Origin of the sequence: Pseudomonas tructae (assembly GCF_004214895.1) — a bacterium.
GTDB classification, from domain to species: domain Bacteria; phylum Pseudomonadota; class Gammaproteobacteria; order Pseudomonadales; family Pseudomonadaceae; genus Aquipseudomonas; species Aquipseudomonas tructae.
Genome location: NZ_CP035952.1, coordinates 43,481 through 57,908 on the forward strand (window position 1 = coordinate 43,481; position 14,428 = coordinate 57,908).

At 62.7% G+C, this 14,428-nt stretch carries 12 protein-coding genes; 9 read left to right on the forward strand and 3 right to left on the reverse strand.

Annotated features, from left to right (window positions below; translation table 11 throughout):
- The first annotated feature begins 116 nt into the window (after positions 1–116).
- The 9 genes from tcyJ to EXN22_RS00265 all read left to right on the forward strand — a co-directional run bounded on the left by tcyJ (position 117) and on the right by EXN22_RS00265 (position 9,047).
- Positions 117–917, forward strand: coding sequence for a cystine ABC transporter substrate-binding protein (gene tcyJ / locus EXN22_RS00220; protein WP_130261914.1), 801 nt, complete (start codon positions 117–119; stop codon positions 915–917).
- The gene (gene tcyL, locus EXN22_RS00225; RefSeq protein WP_165392174.1) at positions 917–1,582 is read left to right on the forward strand and encodes a cystine ABC transporter permease; all 666 of its coding nucleotides are present in this window, start codon (positions 917–919) and stop codon (positions 1,580–1,582) included. The genes tcyJ and tcyL overlap by 1 nt, the downstream gene beginning before the upstream one ends.
- Before the next feature lie 3 nt (positions 1,583–1,585).
- Positions 1,586–2,347 carry an L-cystine ABC transporter ATP-binding protein TcyN gene (gene tcyN, locus EXN22_RS00230; RefSeq protein WP_130261916.1) on the forward strand — a complete coding sequence of 254 codons (762 nt, stop codon included), beginning with the start codon at positions 1,586–1,588 and terminating at the stop codon, positions 2,345–2,347.
- A 277-nt stretch (positions 2,348–2,624) separates the two neighbouring features.
- Positions 2,625–3,866 carry an SfnB family sulfur acquisition oxidoreductase gene (locus EXN22_RS00240; protein WP_130261918.1) on the forward strand — a complete coding sequence of 414 codons (1,242 nt, stop codon included), beginning with the start codon at positions 2,625–2,627 and terminating at the stop codon, positions 3,864–3,866.
- A 22-nt stretch (positions 3,867–3,888) separates the two neighbouring features.
- Positions 3,889–5,094, forward strand: a complete 1,206-nt coding sequence (locus EXN22_RS00245; protein WP_130261919.1) for an SfnB family sulfur acquisition oxidoreductase — start codon at positions 3,889–3,891, stop codon at positions 5,092–5,094.
- Complete coding sequence (locus EXN22_RS00250) at positions 5,094–6,485, forward strand: LLM class flavin-dependent oxidoreductase (RefSeq protein ID WP_130261920.1); 1,392 nt, start codon at positions 5,094–5,096, stop codon at positions 6,483–6,485. The genes EXN22_RS00245 and EXN22_RS00250 overlap by 1 nt, the downstream gene beginning before the upstream one ends.
- A complete protein-coding gene (locus tag EXN22_RS00255; protein ID WP_130261921.1) occupies positions 6,478–7,281 on the forward strand; it encodes a MetQ/NlpA family ABC transporter substrate-binding protein in 804 nt (267 codons plus the stop codon). The genes EXN22_RS00250 and EXN22_RS00255 overlap by 8 nt, the downstream gene beginning before the upstream one ends.
- A 1-nt stretch (position 7,282) precedes the next feature.
- Positions 7,283–8,413: a methionine ABC transporter ATP-binding protein gene (locus EXN22_RS00260; protein WP_130261922.1), complete on the forward strand. Its 1,131-nt coding sequence runs from the start codon at positions 7,283–7,285 to the stop codon at positions 8,411–8,413.
- Entirely contained in the window at positions 8,403–9,047 is a 645-nt protein-coding gene (locus EXN22_RS00265; RefSeq protein ID WP_130261923.1) for a methionine ABC transporter permease, read from the forward strand. The genes EXN22_RS00260 and EXN22_RS00265 overlap by 11 nt, the downstream gene beginning before the upstream one ends.
- A gap of 69 nt (positions 9,048–9,116) precedes the next feature.
- Here EXN22_RS00265 and EXN22_RS00270 read toward each other — a convergent pair whose 3' ends face one another.
- Genes EXN22_RS00270 through EXN22_RS00280 form a run of 3 tightly spaced genes read right to left on the reverse strand, consistent with a single transcriptional unit; the run spans position 9,117 to position 14,319 of the window.
- The gene (locus tag EXN22_RS00270; RefSeq protein ID WP_130261924.1) at positions 9,117–12,164 is read right to left on the reverse strand and encodes an efflux RND transporter permease subunit; all 3,048 of its coding nucleotides are present in this window, start codon (positions 12,162–12,164) and stop codon (positions 9,117–9,119) included.
- A complete protein-coding gene (locus tag EXN22_RS00275; protein WP_130261925.1) occupies positions 12,161–13,231 on the reverse strand; it encodes an efflux RND transporter periplasmic adaptor subunit in 1,071 nt (356 codons plus the stop codon). The genes EXN22_RS00270 and EXN22_RS00275 overlap by 4 nt, the downstream gene beginning before the upstream one ends.
- Positions 13,228–14,319, reverse strand: a complete 1,092-nt coding sequence (locus EXN22_RS00280) for an efflux RND transporter periplasmic adaptor subunit (RefSeq protein ID WP_130261926.1) — start codon at positions 14,317–14,319, stop codon at positions 13,228–13,230. The genes EXN22_RS00275 and EXN22_RS00280 overlap by 4 nt, the downstream gene beginning before the upstream one ends.
- Positions 14,320–14,428 lie beyond the last annotated feature (109 nt).

Below are 14,428 nucleotides of genomic sequence, written 5' to 3' on the forward strand. Positions count from 1 at the left end.
GGCCAGGTCATTGAAAAATTTGAAAATAGTATAAGAAAATGAATTTATATTATTTTTAAGACTAAAAGCATCACCCTATAGTCAGCGCCACACTCACAACAACATTGGGGCTACACATGAAGATTTCCGCGTTCGGTAAACAGGCAGTCGCCGCCGGTCTGGGCCTGCTGCTTGGCGCCAGCCTGCTCGGTCAGGCAGTGGCGGGTGAGCAACTGCAGCAGATCAAGGACAAGGGCGTGATCAACATCGGCCTTGAAGGCACCTATCCACCGTTCAGCTTCGTCGATGCCGACGGCAAGCTCACCGGCTTCGAGGTAGAGCTCTCCGAAGCCCTGGCCAAGGAGCTGGGGGTCAAGGTCAAGCTGCAACCGACCAAGTGGGACGGCATCCTCGCCGCCCTGGAATCCAAGCGCCTGGACGCGGTGGTCAATCAGGTAACCATCTCCGAAGAGCGCAAGAAGAAGTACGACTTCTCCGAGCCCTACACCGTTTCCGGCATCCAGGCGCTGGTGCTGACCAAGAAAGCCACCGACCTGAACATCCAGTCCGCTGCCGACCTGGGTGGCAAGAAAGTCGGCGTGGGCCTGGGCACCAACTACGAACAGTGGGTCAAGGCCAATGTGCCGACTGCTGACGTGCGCACTTACGAAGACGATCCAACCAAGTTCCAGGACCTGCGTGTCGGCCGTATCGACGCCATCCTGATCGACCGTCTGGCTGCCCTGGAATACGCCCAGAAGGCCAAGGACACCACCGCCGCCGGTAACGCATTCTCGCGTCAGGAATCCGGTATCGCCCTGCGCAAAGGCGAGCCTGAACTGCTGCAAGCCCTGAACACCGCCATCGACAAGCTGCGCGCCGACGGCACGCTGAAAAAGCTTTCGGAAAAATACTTCAACGCTGACGTCACTCAATAATGGAAGAAGCTTTTCAGCTTGCACTGCAGTCCGCGCCCTTTCTGCTCAAGGGCGCGTACTACACGGTAATCCTCAGCCTCGGCGGGATGTTCTTCGGCCTGCTACTGGGCTTTGCCCTGGCGCTGATGCGCCTGTCATCGCTCAGGCTGCTGAGCTGGACGGCGCGGGTCTACGTGTCGTTCTTTCGCGGCACGCCCTTGCTGGTACAGCTGTTCGTGATCTACTACGGACTGCCACAGCTGGGCATCGAACTGGACCCGCTGCCAGCGGCGCTGATCGGCTTCTCGCTGAACATGGCCGCCTATGCCTGTGAAATCCTCCGCGCCGCCATCAGCTCGATCGATCGTGGCCAGTGGGAGGCCGCTGCCAGTATCGGCATGACCCGTGGCCAGGCCATGCGCCGGGCGATCCTGCCGCAAGCGGCGCGCACCGCCTTGCCGCCCCTGGGCAACAGCTTCATTTCGCTGGTCAAGGACACCGCCCTGGCCGCCACTATCCAGGTGCCGGAACTGTTCCGCCAGGCGCAGCTGATTACCGCGCGCACCTTCGAAATCTTCACCATGTACCTTGCCGCCGCACTGATCTACTGGGTGCTGGCCAGCGTTCTTGCACACCTGCAGAACCGCCTGGAAGCGCGGGTCAACCGGCACGACCAGGAGTCCTGAGGCATGATCGAGGTACTACGACTGAGCAAGCAGTTCAACGGCCAGACCGTGCTCGACGACATCAGCCTCAAGGTCGAGGCTGGCGAGGTAATCGCCATCATCGGCCCCAGCGGCTCCGGCAAGACCACCTTCCTGCGCTGCCTGAACCTGCTGGAAACCCCCAGCAGCGGGCGCATCAAGGTCGGTAACGTTGAGATCGATGCCAACCGCCCGCTCAGCCAGCAAAGCGGGTTGATCCGCCGCTTGCGCCAGGAGGTTGGTTTTGTCTTCCAGAACTTCAACCTGTTCCCCCATCGCACGGCATTGGAGAACGTCATCGAAGGCCCGCTGGTGGTCAAGAAGACCCCGCGCGAGCAGGCCGAGGCCCTGGGCATGAAGCTGCTGGCCAAGGTCGGCCTGGCGGGCAAGGAGGCCTCCTACCCGCGCAAGCTGTCCGGCGGTCAGCAACAGCGGGTGGCGATCGCCCGGGCACTGGCCATGGAGCCGGAGGTCATCCTCTTCGATGAACCGACCTCGGCGCTCGACCCCGAACTGGTCGGCGAAGTACTGGCAACCATCCGCAGCCTGGCCGAAGAAAAACGCACCATGATCATCGTCACCCACGAGATGAGTTTTGCCCGGGATGTCGCCAACCGGGTGATCTTCTTCGACAAGGGGGTGATCGTCGAACAGGGTGAAGCCAAAGCGCTGTTTGCCCAGCCCAAGGAAGAGCGCACCCGGCAGTTCCTCGGCAAATTCCTCGGTACGCAGAACACCGGCTACTGAGTTTTCCCGCGCCTTTTTCCCCCTCCCACCTGACGCCTGCCCTACCCCGGCAGGCGTTCGTCCAGCGACCGCCAAGTACTTCTATATTTATTCCTAAAAGTTAGTTTATTTAATTTTTATACACTATTAGGGTATATGCACCGGACCACCGGACCAGCGCAATTTTGTCGCCGCACCCCGCGTCGACGTTTTCAATTCGTGAGGTAGGTATGGTCAGGAACACAATCACCCCAGTGCGTAACGCCAGGGCATTGAGTGCAGCCAAGGAGCGGTACTGATGTCCAATCTGGCAGAAACCACAGTCCACAGTGATCTGGACAGCGCCCCGCTGTTGTTGCCAGCCAAGGTGCTGAGCAACGACGCACAAGCCCTGCAAGCGGCCCATGAGCTGGCCGAGGCGGCGCGCGACCAGGCGGCCAGGCGCGACCAGCAACGCAAGCTGCCCTGGGCGCAAATCGAACAGTTCACCCACAGCGGCCTGGGCAGCATCAGCCTCCCGCGGGCCTTCGGTGGCGCACAGGTATCCTTTGTCACCCTCGCCGAGGTGTTTCGCATCATCAGCGCCGCCGATCCGGCGCTGGGGCAGATCCCGCAAAACCAGTTCGGCATTGTGCAACTGCTCAAGGGCGCCGCCACTGAACGCCAGCAAGCACTGCTGTTCAAGTCGGTGCTCGACGGCTGGCGCATCGGCAATGCCGGGCCCGAGCGCGGCACCAAGCACACCCTGGAGCTCAAGGCACGCATCACCCGCGAGGGCGATCACTATGTGCTCAGCGGCCAGAAGTTCTATTCCACCGGCGCCCTGTTTGCCCATTGGGTGGCGGTCAAGGCGCTGAACGATGAGGGCCGTCAGGTCATGGCCTTTGTCCGGCGCGGCACCCCGGGCCTGCGCATTGTCGACGACTGGTCCGGTTTCGGCCAGCGCACCACTGCCAGCGGCACCGTGCTGCTGGACAAGGTGCAGGTCGATGCGGACTTGGTGATCGACACCTGGAAACAAGGCGAAGTCCCGAACATCCAGGGCGCCGTCTCGCAGCTGATCCAGGCGGCCATCGATGCCGGGATTGCCGAAGCGGCGATTGCCGACACCATCGCCTTTGTCCGCGAAAAGGCCCGGCCGTGGATCGACGCCAAGGTCGAGCGCGCCAGTGACGACCTCTATGTGATCGCCGACGTCGGTCGCTTGCAGCTTGAGCTGCATGCTGCCCAGGCGCTACTGGGCAAGGCTGCGCGCGTGCTCGACGAAGTCAGCGCCGCACCCGTCGATGCCGCCGCTGCCGCGCGCGCCTCGATCGCCGTGGCCGAAGCCAAGGTGCTGACCACCGAGATCTCGCTGCAGGCCAGCGAGAAGCTCTTCGAGCTCTCCGGCAGCCGCGCCACCCTGGCCGAGTTCAACCTTGACCGACACTGGCGCAATGCCCGCGTGCACACCCTGCACGACCCAGTGCGCTGGAAATACCACGCCGTCGGCGCCTATCACCTCAACGGTACCCTGCCTGCCCGGCACGCCTGGATCTGACCAGACCACTGGAGCCCTGTTTATGAGCCTTTTTCCACAACCGCAGGCTAACGTCGCGGTCATCCACACTGACGCCCAGGCCTTGCACATTGCCGAGGAAATCGCCGTCCAGCTGCGCCGCGACAGCGCCCTGCGCGACCGCGAACGACGCCTGCCGCACCCTGAACTGGAGCTGTTCTCGCGCTCCGGCCTGTGGGGCATCAGCGTGCCCAAGGCCTACGGTGGCGCTGGCGTATCGAACGTCACCCTGGCCCAGGTCATCGCCCGCATCGCCCAGGCCGACGCCTCGCTGGGGCAAATTCCGCAAAACCATTTCTATGCCCTGGAGGTCCTGCGGGTCAACGGCAGCCCACAGCAGCAACAGCGCCTGTACGCCGAGGTACTGGCCGGCCAACGCTTCGGCAATGCCCTGGCCGAGCTCGGCACCAAGACGGCCCACGACCGCACCACTGCCCTGAGCCGCGATGGCGACGCCTACCGGATCAATGGCCGCAAGTTCTACGCCACCGGCGCGATCTATGCCCAGCGCATTCCTACCTCGGTAGTCGATGAAGCGGGCGTGCAGCATCTGGCCTTCGTACCGGCAGACAGCACCGGTTTGAAGGTTATCGACGACTGGAGCGGCTTCGGCCAGCGCACCACCGGCAGTGGTTCGGTGGTGTTCGACCAGGTGCCAGTCGCCGCCGAGGATGTGTTGCCATTCCAGAGCGCCTTCGAGCGCCCGACCACAGTCGGCCCGCTGGCGCAGATACTCCATGCCGCGATCGACACCGGCATCGCCCGCGCCGCGTACGAAGATGCCCTGCACTTCGTGCGTACCCGCAGTCGGCCATGGATCGACTCCGGCGTCGATCAGGCCAGCGAAGACCCGTTGACCCTGAAGTCGTTCGGCCACCTGGCGATTCGCTTGCATGCCGCCGAAGCGTTGCTCGAACGGGCGGGCGACTATCTGGACCGCGCCCAGGCCGAAGCGAATGCCGAAACTGTCGCCGCCGCCTCGATTGCCGTGGCCGAAGCGCGGGCAATCAGCACCGAGATCTCGCTGGCCGCCGGCACCACCCTGTTCGAGCTGGCCGGCAGCCAGGCGACCCTGGCCGAGCACGGCCTGGATCGTCATTGGCGCAACGCCCGGGTGCACACCCTGCACGACCCGGTGCGCTGGAAGTATCACGCCATCGGCAACTACTACCTCAACAACGAAAACCCACCGTTGCGGGGCACGATCTGATGGCCAAGAAAAAGATCCTGCTCAACGCCTTCAACATGAACTGCGTCGGGCATATCAACCACGGCCTGTGGACCCACCCACGGGACAACTCGAGCCAGTACAAGACCCTCGAATACTGGACCGAGCTGGCCCAGCTACTGGAGCGCGGGCTGTTCGACGGCTTGTTTCTCGCCGATATCGTCGGCGTCTACGACGTCTACCAGCAGTCTGTTGCTGTACCGCTCAAAGAGTCGATCCAGCTGCCGGTCAACGACCCACTGCTGCTGGTCTCGGCCATGGCCGCGGTCACCCGCAACCTTGGTTTCGGCCTGACCGCCAACCTGACCTACGAGCCGCCCTACCTGTTCGCCCGGCGCCTGTCGACCCTTGACCACCTGAGCCGTGGCCGGGTCGGCTGGAACATTGTCACCGGCTACCTCGACAGCGCGGCCAAGGCCATGGGCCTGGATCAGCAACCCGAGCACGACCGCCGCTATGACCAGGCCGACGAATACCTTGAGGTGCTGTACAAGCTCTGGGAAGGCAGCTGGGAAGACGGCGCGGTGCTCAACGACCGCCAGCAGCGGATCTATGCCCAGCCCGACAAGGTGCACAAGATCAAGCACCAGGGCGAGTTCTACCGGGTCGAGGGCTATCACCTGTGCGAGCCTTCGCCGCAGCGTACCCCGGTGCTGTTCCAGGCCGGCAGCTCCGAGCGTGGTCTGAGCTTTGCCGGCAACCATGCCGAGTGCGTGTTCATCAGCGGCCAGAACAAGGCCGCCACCCGCGCCCAGGTCGACAAGGTGCGTGCTGCTGCCGTGGCCGCCGGGCGTGACCCGCAGGCGATCAAGGTGTTCATGGGCCTGACGGTGATCGTCGCCCGCACGGAGGATCAGGCCAAGGCCAAGCATGCCGAGTACCTGCGCTACGCCAGCGCCGAGGCCGGTGTTGCGCATTTTTCCAGCTCAACCGCTATCGACTTCTCCGAGTACGAACTGGACGAGCCAATCCAGTACGTGAAGAGCAACGCCATCCAGTCCGCCACCAAGAACCTGCAGAACAACGACTGGACCCGGCGCAAGCTGCTCGAGCAGCACGCCCTCGGCGGGCGCTACATCACCCTGATCGGCTCGCCGACCCAGGTCGCCGACGAGCTGGAAAGCTGGATCGCCGAAACCGGCCTGGACGGCTTCAACCTGACGCGCACCGTGACCCCGGAAAGCTATGTCGACTTCATTGACCTGGTGATCCCCGAGTTGCAGCGGCGCGGCTCGTACAAGACCGCCTACGAACAGGGCAGCCTGCGCGAAAAACTTTTCGCCAGCGACCAGCCTCACCTGCCGGCAGACCATCCTGGCGCCAGCTACCGCCATACCACTACGACCCCAACCGGAGCGCTACAGCATGCTTAAGACCTTGATTGCCCGCCCGCTCACCGCCCTGGCGTTGACCGTGGGCCTGTTCGGCGCCGCCCAGGCCGCCGACGCCTTGAAAGTCGGGACCACCGCAGCCTTTTCCATCCCCCTGGAAGCGGCCGTCAGCGAAGCGAAGAAGCAGGGCCTGGAAGTCGAGCTGATCGAGTTCAGCGACTGGATTGCGCCGAATGTCAGCCTGGCGGCCGGTGATATCGACGTGAACTACTTCCAGCACATCCCGTTCCTGGAAAACGCCAAGGCCGCCGCCGGCTTCAACCTGGTCCCCCTCGCCCCGGGGATTATCAACAACGTCGGCCTGTACTCGAAAAAATACAAAAGCTTCGATGAGCTGCCCGAAGGCGCCAGCGTTGCCATCGCCAACGATCCGATCAACAGCGGCCGCGGTTTGCAGCTACTGGCCAAGGCCGGCCTGATCACGCTCAAGCCCGGCGTCGGCTACAAAGCCAGCGAAGAAGACATCGTCGCCAACCCGAAAAAACTGAAGATTCTCCAGGTTGAAGCAGTGCAACTGGTACGCGCCTACGATGATGCCGACCTGGTCCAGGGTTACCCGGCCTACATCCGCCTGGCCAAAACCTTCGACGCCACCTCGGCGCTGCTGTTCGACGGCCTGGACCACAAGGAATACGTGATCCAGTTCGTCATTCGCCCGCAGAGCAAGGACGACCCACGCCTGGCCAAGTTCATCGACATCTACCAGCATTCGCCGGTGGTGCGTGCCGCCCTCGACCAGGCCCACGGCAAGCTTTACCAAGCTGGCTGGGAGAGCTGAGATGAGCGCCGTCAGCGCCCGCGTGGCGCAGGAGCAGCAGCCGCCTTTCGCGCCTTTGCAACAGGCCCAGCAGCGGGCCTTGCACCCGGAGCTGGGCAACGCCCATGTGCGCTTCATCGGCCTGGGCAAGACCTACCCGGGCCAGCAAACGCCAGCGCTTGCGGGTATCGATCTGAACATCCAGCGCGGCGAGATCTTCGGCATCATCGGCCGCAGCGGTGCCGGCAAGTCGTCGCTGATCCGTACCATCAACCGCCTGGAGCAACCTAGCAGTGGCCGGGTGCTGATTGACCAGGTGGACATTGGCGAGTACGACGAAGATCGCCTGGTGCGCCTGCGCCGGCGCATCGGCATGATCTTCCAGCACTTCAACCTGATGTCGGCCAAGACCGTGTGGCAGAACGTCGAGCTACCACTCAAGGTTGCCGGGGTGCCCAGGGAGCTACGCCAACGCAAGGTCACCGAGTTGCTGGAGCTGGTCGGCCTTGAAGAGAAACACCACGTTTACCCCGCGCAACTGTCCGGCGGGCAGAAGCAGCGTGTCGGTATTGCCCGGGCGCTGGTGCACGACCCAGAGATTCTGCTGTGTGACGAAGCGACTTCGGCGCTCGACCCAGAAACCACCGAGTCGATCCTCGGCCTGCTGCGCGATATCAACCGGCGCCTGGGCCTGACCATCGTCTTGATCACCCATGAGATGGCGGTGATCCGCGATATCTGTCAGCGGGTAGTGGTGCTCGAACGCGGCCGCATCGTCGAGCAAGGCACCGTCTGGCAAGTGTTTGGCGACCCGCAACACGAGGTCAGCAAGACCCTGCTCGCGCCGTTGCAACCGGCCCTGCCAGCTGCCTTGCAGGCGCGCTTGCAGCCGCAACCGCCAAACCCGGAGGCGGCGCTGGTGCTGAGTTTGCGGGTCAGTGGCAAAGACAAACAGGCGCCGGAACTGTCTTCATTGTTCGCCTTGCTGGGCGGCCAGATCAGCTTGCTACAAGGCGGTATCGAACCAATCCAGGGCCGCGCCCTGGGCCAGTTGGTGGTGTCGGTGGCCAACTCGCCGCACAGCCACGAGCAGGTGATTGAGCGCGCCCGGCAATGGGCTGCACAAGTGGAGGTACTGGGTTATGTGGTTTGATCGCTTGCTTGCGGGTGTGCTCGACACCTTGTTGATGGTGGGCGTCTCGTCGCTGATCGCCCTGCTTGCCGGCGTACCGCTGGCGGTGATCCTGGTCACCAGCGGCAAGGGCGGGATCTTCGAAGCGCCGACCCTGAACCGGGTACTCGGCGCCTTCGTCAACCTGTTCCGCTCGATTCCGTTCCTGATCCTGATGGTGGCGTTGATCCCCTTTACCCGCCTGATCGTCGGCACCACCTACGGCGTCTGGGCCGCAGTGGTGCCCCTGACCATCGCCGCCACGCCGTTCTTTGCCCGCATTGCCGAAGTCAGCCTGCGGGAAGTCGACCACGGCCTGATCGAAGCGGCCCAGGCCATGGGCTGCCGGCGCTGGCACATTGTCTGGCATGTCCTGCTGCCCGAAGCCCTGCCGGGCATCGTTGGCGGCTTTACCATCACCCTGGTGACCATGATCAATTCCTCGGCCATGGCGGGTGCCATTGGTGCCGGCGGCCTGGGCGACATTGCCTACCGTTACGGTTACCAGCGTTTCGACAGCCAGATCATGCTGACGGTGATTGTCATGCTGGTGGTGTTGGTGGCGTTGATTCAACTGGGTGGGGATCGGTTGGCGAAAGGCTTGAACAAGCGTTGAAATCATCGCGGGGCAAGCCCGCTCCCACAGGCTGGACAGTGGGAGCGGGCTTGCCCCGCGATTAGTTCATCATTGGCGCTGCGGCTCGCGGATCTTGTACCAGGCCACATACAGCGCCGGCAGGAACAGCAAGGTCAGCAAGGTGGCGATGATAATCCCACCGATCATGGCGTAGGCCATCGGCCCCCAGAACACTTCGCGGGCGATCGGGATCATGCCCAGGCTCGCTGCCGCCGCGGTCAGCAGGATCGGTCGGCGACGGTGGTTGGTGGCTTCCAGCACCGCCGCCCACGGTGAGTAACCCTGGGCTTCGTACTCTTCGATCTGGGTCACCAGGATCACCGAGTTGCGAATGATGATGCCGATCAGCGCGAGAATCCCCAGGATCGCCACAAAGCCCATGGGCGTCCCAGTCGGCACCAACGCCAGGACCACGCCAATCAGGCCCAGCGGTGCCACGCTTGCGACCAGGAACAGCTTCTGCACGCTGTGCAACTGGAGCATCAGGAACGTGCCCATGAGGAAGAACATCAGCGGCAACACTTTGGCAATCGGCCCCTGGGCCTTGCCGCTGGCCTCCACCGTACCGCCGGTTTCCACCTGGTAACCCACCGGCAACTTGCTGGCGAAGTCGTCGATCTGCGGTTTGAGCTCGCGGACCAGGTCTGTCGGCTGGATATCGCCACGCACAGCCGCCTTGATGGTAATCGTCGGCTTGCGATCACGCCGCCAGACCAGGGGCTGTTCCATCTCGTAGCGCACAGTGGCGAACGCCAGTAGCGGAATCGAGGTGCCATTGGGTGTGACGATCTGCAGGTTCTGCAGCGTTTGCGGCGAACTGCGCTCACTGTCTTCGGCACGGGCAACGACGTTGATCAGGTAGATGTTGTCGCTCACCTCGGTCACTGGCATGCCGCTGACGATGCTGTTCATGACATTGGCCACGTCCTCGGACGACAAGCCAAGCTGGCGAGCCTTGTCCTGGGCGATCTCGACCCGCAATACCTTGCCCGGCTCGTTCCAGTCGTAAATCATCTGGCCGACGTTGTCGTTGCTGTCGAGCAGTGTCGCCAAGGCAATGGCATGCTTGCGCACTTGATCGATGTCCTTGCCGCTGACCCGATACTGGATGGGTAGCCCTACCGGCGGCCCCATTTCCAGCGACTGGACGTTTGTACCGATGCCGACAAAGTCCTCGCGCAGCCGTTGTTGCAGGCGTTTGATCAGTCCCTCGCGGGCCTCGAAGCTTTTGCTGACGATCACCAACTGAGCGTAGTAAGGGTTCTGCAGTTGCTGGTCCAGCGGCAGGTAGAAGCGAATCGCGCCCTGGCCGATGTAACTGCTCCAGCGCACGATATCCGGGTCGCCCTTGAGCGTCGCCTCCAGCCGATCCACCGCCTTGCGGGTTTGCGCGATCGAGGCGTTCTGCGGCAGGTTGAGGTCGACGAGAATCTCGGGGCGATCCGAAGACGGAAAGAACTGGTTCTGCACAAAGCGCATGCAGAACAACGCCAGTACGAACAGCAACACGGTGCCGATGATGGTCAGCCAACGATGGCGCATGCACCACAGCAAACTGTGTTCGAACGCCTTGCCGACACGGCCCGGCTCCTGGTCATGGGCTTTGACCTTGGTACTGAGGATATGCACGCCCAACACCGGCGCGAACATCACCGCCACCACCCAGGACACCAGCAAGGCTGCGGCGATCACCGCGAACAAGGTATAGGTGTACTCCCCTGCCGAACTGGCATTGAGGCCGATGGGAACAAAACCGGCGACCGTTACCAGGGTGCCGGTGAGCATCGGGAACGCGGTCGAGGTGTAGGCGAAAGTCGCTGCCTGCTCCTTGCTTTCGCCCATCTCCAGGCGCGTGACCATCACCTCCACGGTGATCATCGCATCGTCGACCAGCAGGCCCAGGGCAATGATCAGCGCCCCCAGAGAGATACGCTGCATGGTAATGCCGCTGTACTCCATGAAGATGAACACCATGGCCAGCACCAGCGGAATCGAACAGGCCACCACCAGACCTGCACGCACCCCCAGACTGACAAAACTCACCACCAGCACGATGATCACCGCCTCGAACAAGGCGCTGGTGAAACCGCCCACCGCCTCTTCAACCACCACCGCCTGGTCGGAAACAGTGTGCACCCCGACACCCACCGGCAATTCGCTGGTCACCCGGCTCATCATTTCATGCAGGTGGGCGCCGAAGGCCTGAATGTTGCCGCCCGCCTTCATGCCGATGGCAAGACCAATGGCGGGCTCGCCGTTGAAACGAAACATCGGTGACGGCGGGTCGACATAGCCGCGCTGGATCTCGGCGATATCGGCCAGGCGGAAAAAGCGGTCATTGATGCGCAGGTTGACGGTTTCCAGGTCCTTTTCCGAGGCGAACTGGCCACTGGTGCGCACCGAAACACGTTCCGGCCCGGCCTCGATGACACCGGCCGGCGTCACTGCGTTCTGGGTCTGCAGGGCTTGCAGTACCTGACGCTGGTCGATGCCGAACGACGCCAGCTTGCGTGTGGAAAAATTCAGGTACAGCACCTCGTCCTGGGTGCCGATCATCTCTACCTTGCCCAGATTGGGCACTTCACGGATCTCGGCGCGCACTTGCTCGACATAGTCGCGCAACTGGCGCATGGTCAGCCCGTCGGCGGTAAAGGCATAGATCGACCCGTAGACGTCACCGAACTCGTCGTTAAAGCCTGGGCCCTGAACACCCTGGGGAAACTGGCCACGAATGTCCTGGATCTTCTTGCGTACCTGGTACCAGATCTCGGGAATGTTTTTGGACGGGGTGGTATCGAGCAGGTTGACGTAAACCGTCGATTCACCGGGGCGCGTGTAGCTTTTTACATAGTCGAGCGAGTCCAGCTCTTCGAGCTTCTTTTCAATGCGGTCGGTAATCTGGTTCAGGGTTTCTTCCTGAGTCGCCCCCGGCCAGCGGGTCTGTATGACCATGGTCTTGATGGTGAACGACGGGTCTTCCTCTCGACCCAGGTTCATGTAGGAAATCACGCCCATCAGCAAGCCGACGAACATCAGGTACCAGACAAAGGATTGGTGCTTCAGCGCCCATTCCGAGAGGTTGAAGCTTCCTTTCATTGCGCATCTTCCTCGTCGACTATGACCTTCTGGCCCGGTTTCAAGGTGTTCACCCCTGCGGTTACCACACGGTCACCGGCCTGTACGCCCGAGCTCAGCACGATGCTGTCAAAGGAGCGTTCCAGCAGCTTCACCTCGCGAGTGGCAACCGTGTTCTGCTGCGGGTCGACCACCCATACCCGGGTCTGCCCATCGCTCTCGAGCAAGGCTGAAGCCGGTAGTTCGGTGCGCGGCGACATCATCGAGGTCAGGGTGACGCTGATTGCAGTACCCAGGTAAAACGCTGGCGGTGTTTGTGTCAGGGTCAGCCGTGCACGCCGGGTCCGGGTGGTGGCATCGGCCTGGGGTTCAAGCTCGCGCAAGGTGGCGGTGGTGCTGATGTTGGGCTCCAGTTGCGAGGCAACCTGAAACGTCAGGTCAGGTGTCAGCTGTTCGGCCAGGTGGGTTGGCAGGTCGATCACGGCCTCTTTGATGTCCGGCCGGGCCAGGGTGACCACCGCCTGCCCGGCGCTGACGGTCTGCCCGGCTTCAGCTTGCCAGTTGGTGACCACGGCCCCATGGTCAACGCGCAGCTCGCTGTAGCCCAACTGGTCGCGCGCCTGGGCCACCGCCGCGCGTGCCTGCTCAAGGGCGGCGGTGGTGGTTTTCAGGTCGGTCTGGGCGATGTCCAGTTGCGCCTGGGCCCCCACGCCGCGGTCGTACAATTGCTGTTGGCGACGCGCACTGGCCTGGGCATTGATCCACTGCGCCTGGACCTTGGCCAGGTCGCCTTCGGCTGCGCGCAACTGGTTACGCTGATCGGTCGGGTCGAGGCTGGCGAGCACGTCACCCGGCTTGACCTGGCTGCCGACATCCACCCAGCGCCGGGCAATCCGACCGGCCACGCGAAAACCCAGGGTGCTCTCGTAACGCGCCTGGATGCTGCCGGCGAATCGGCCAAGGTTGGCCTGGACTTGGGGCTCGACGATCATCGACAGCACCGGACGCACAGGTTCCGGCGCTGCGGCCTGCCGTTCGCAACCGACCAGCAACAACAGGCTGCACAGGCCAAGGGTCAGGGTTTTCATTGTGCTACCCCGCTGTCCTTGCTGGCGGCGATTTCCACCTGCATACCCGGGTTGAGCAGTTGCCCACCCGCCACCACCACCGTTTCCCCCCCCTTGAGGCCCTCGCCGACCACCACCTTGCCGGTGAGGTAGCGAATGACCTTGACCTGCTGCAGGCTGACTTTGTTGCCCTCGCCCACCACCCACACTGCCGGGTCATGCAAGGCCTTGGTCAAGGCCGACCAGGGCAACTCGATGCTTGGCTTGCCCTGAGCACTGCCGCTGGCGGTGACTGCCGAGCCCAGTTCCATGCCAGCGGGCACCTCATCCAGAGCGATCTTGACCTGCACGGTGCCACTTTGTGCCGAGACCGTCGGGGTCACTTCACGCACATGCCCCCGCGCCTGGACCTTGGGGTTGTCCACCAGGCTGACGGTGATCGCTTTCTTGCTCGGCTCAGCCATCAGCAAGGACTCGTACACATTGAACACCGCATCGCGCTCACCATCGCGCGCCAGGCTGAAGATCGGCACCGTGGCCTGGACCACCTGGCCGACCTCGGCCTGACGCTCGGTAATCACCCCGTCCGCCTCGGCCACCAGCGCGGTGTAGCTCAATTGATCGCGGGCATTGGCCAACTGCGCCTGGGCGGCCTTCAAGGCGCTCTGGCTACTGCGCAGGGCGGCTTCGGCGGAATCGTATTCACTCTGGCTGGTATAGCCCTTGGGCAGCAGCTTCTGCTGGCGGACAAAGGCGGCGGCGCTCTGGGTCACCCGCGCCTGTTCGGCGAAGACCTCGGCCTTGGCCGAATCGACAGTGGTCTGCAGGTCCTTGGGGTCGAGCCGGGCCAAGACCTGGTTGGCCTTGATGTGATCGCCGACATCGACGCTGCGGGAAATGATCTTGCCGCCCACGCGAAAGGACAGATCAGTCTGCACCCTTGCCTGGACATCGCCGGTCAGGGTCACCGAAGCGCCGAAATCACCGGGCTGTACACGTTGCACGCCGACCCTGGGCAGTTCGATTTCAGCGGCTTTTTTCTCACCGCACCCGGTCAGCAGCAGTAATCCCCCCAGGCAGACAAGCGATACAGGACGCAACACCCTCATGCAGGCTCCTTGCATGTGCCAGATCTAATTAGGAATGCGAGTGTTAGCGTAGATCAGGGTTTCCTTGATCGCTTGTCGGCATACACAATTCGTCTATTGCGCCGATTCG

Coding starts and splice junctions, on each gene's coding strand:
- tcyJ (WP_130261914.1), top strand. CDS start 117: ATGAAGATTTCCGCGTTCGGTAAACAGGCAGTCGCCGCCGGTCTGGGC.
- tcyL (WP_165392174.1), top strand. CDS start 917: ATGGAAGAAGCTTTTCAGCTTGCACTGCAGTCCGCGCCCTTTCTGCTC.
- tcyN (WP_130261916.1), top strand. CDS start 1,586: ATGATCGAGGTACTACGACTGAGCAAGCAGTTCAACGGCCAGACCGTG.
- EXN22_RS00240 (WP_130261918.1), top strand. CDS start 2,625: ATGTCCAATCTGGCAGAAACCACAGTCCACAGTGATCTGGACAGCGCC.
- EXN22_RS00245 (WP_130261919.1), top strand. CDS start 3,889: ATGAGCCTTTTTCCACAACCGCAGGCTAACGTCGCGGTCATCCACACT.
- EXN22_RS00250 (WP_130261920.1), top strand. CDS start 5,094: ATGGCCAAGAAAAAGATCCTGCTCAACGCCTTCAACATGAACTGCGTC.
- EXN22_RS00255 (WP_130261921.1), top strand. CDS start 6,478: ATGCTTAAGACCTTGATTGCCCGCCCGCTCACCGCCCTGGCGTTGACC.
- EXN22_RS00260 (WP_130261922.1), top strand. CDS start 7,283: ATGAGCGCCGTCAGCGCCCGCGTGGCGCAGGAGCAGCAGCCGCCTTTC.
- EXN22_RS00265 (WP_130261923.1), top strand. CDS start 8,403: ATGTGGTTTGATCGCTTGCTTGCGGGTGTGCTCGACACCTTGTTGATG.
- EXN22_RS00270 (WP_130261924.1), bottom strand. CDS start 12,164: ATGAAAGGAAGCTTCAACCTCTCGGAATGGGCGCTGAAGCACCAATCC.
- EXN22_RS00275 (WP_130261925.1), bottom strand. CDS start 13,231: ATGAAAACCCTGACCCTTGGCCTGTGCAGCCTGTTGTTGCTGGTCGGT.
- EXN22_RS00280 (WP_130261926.1), bottom strand. CDS start 14,319: ATGAGGGTGTTGCGTCCTGTATCGCTTGTCTGCCTGGGGGGATTACTG.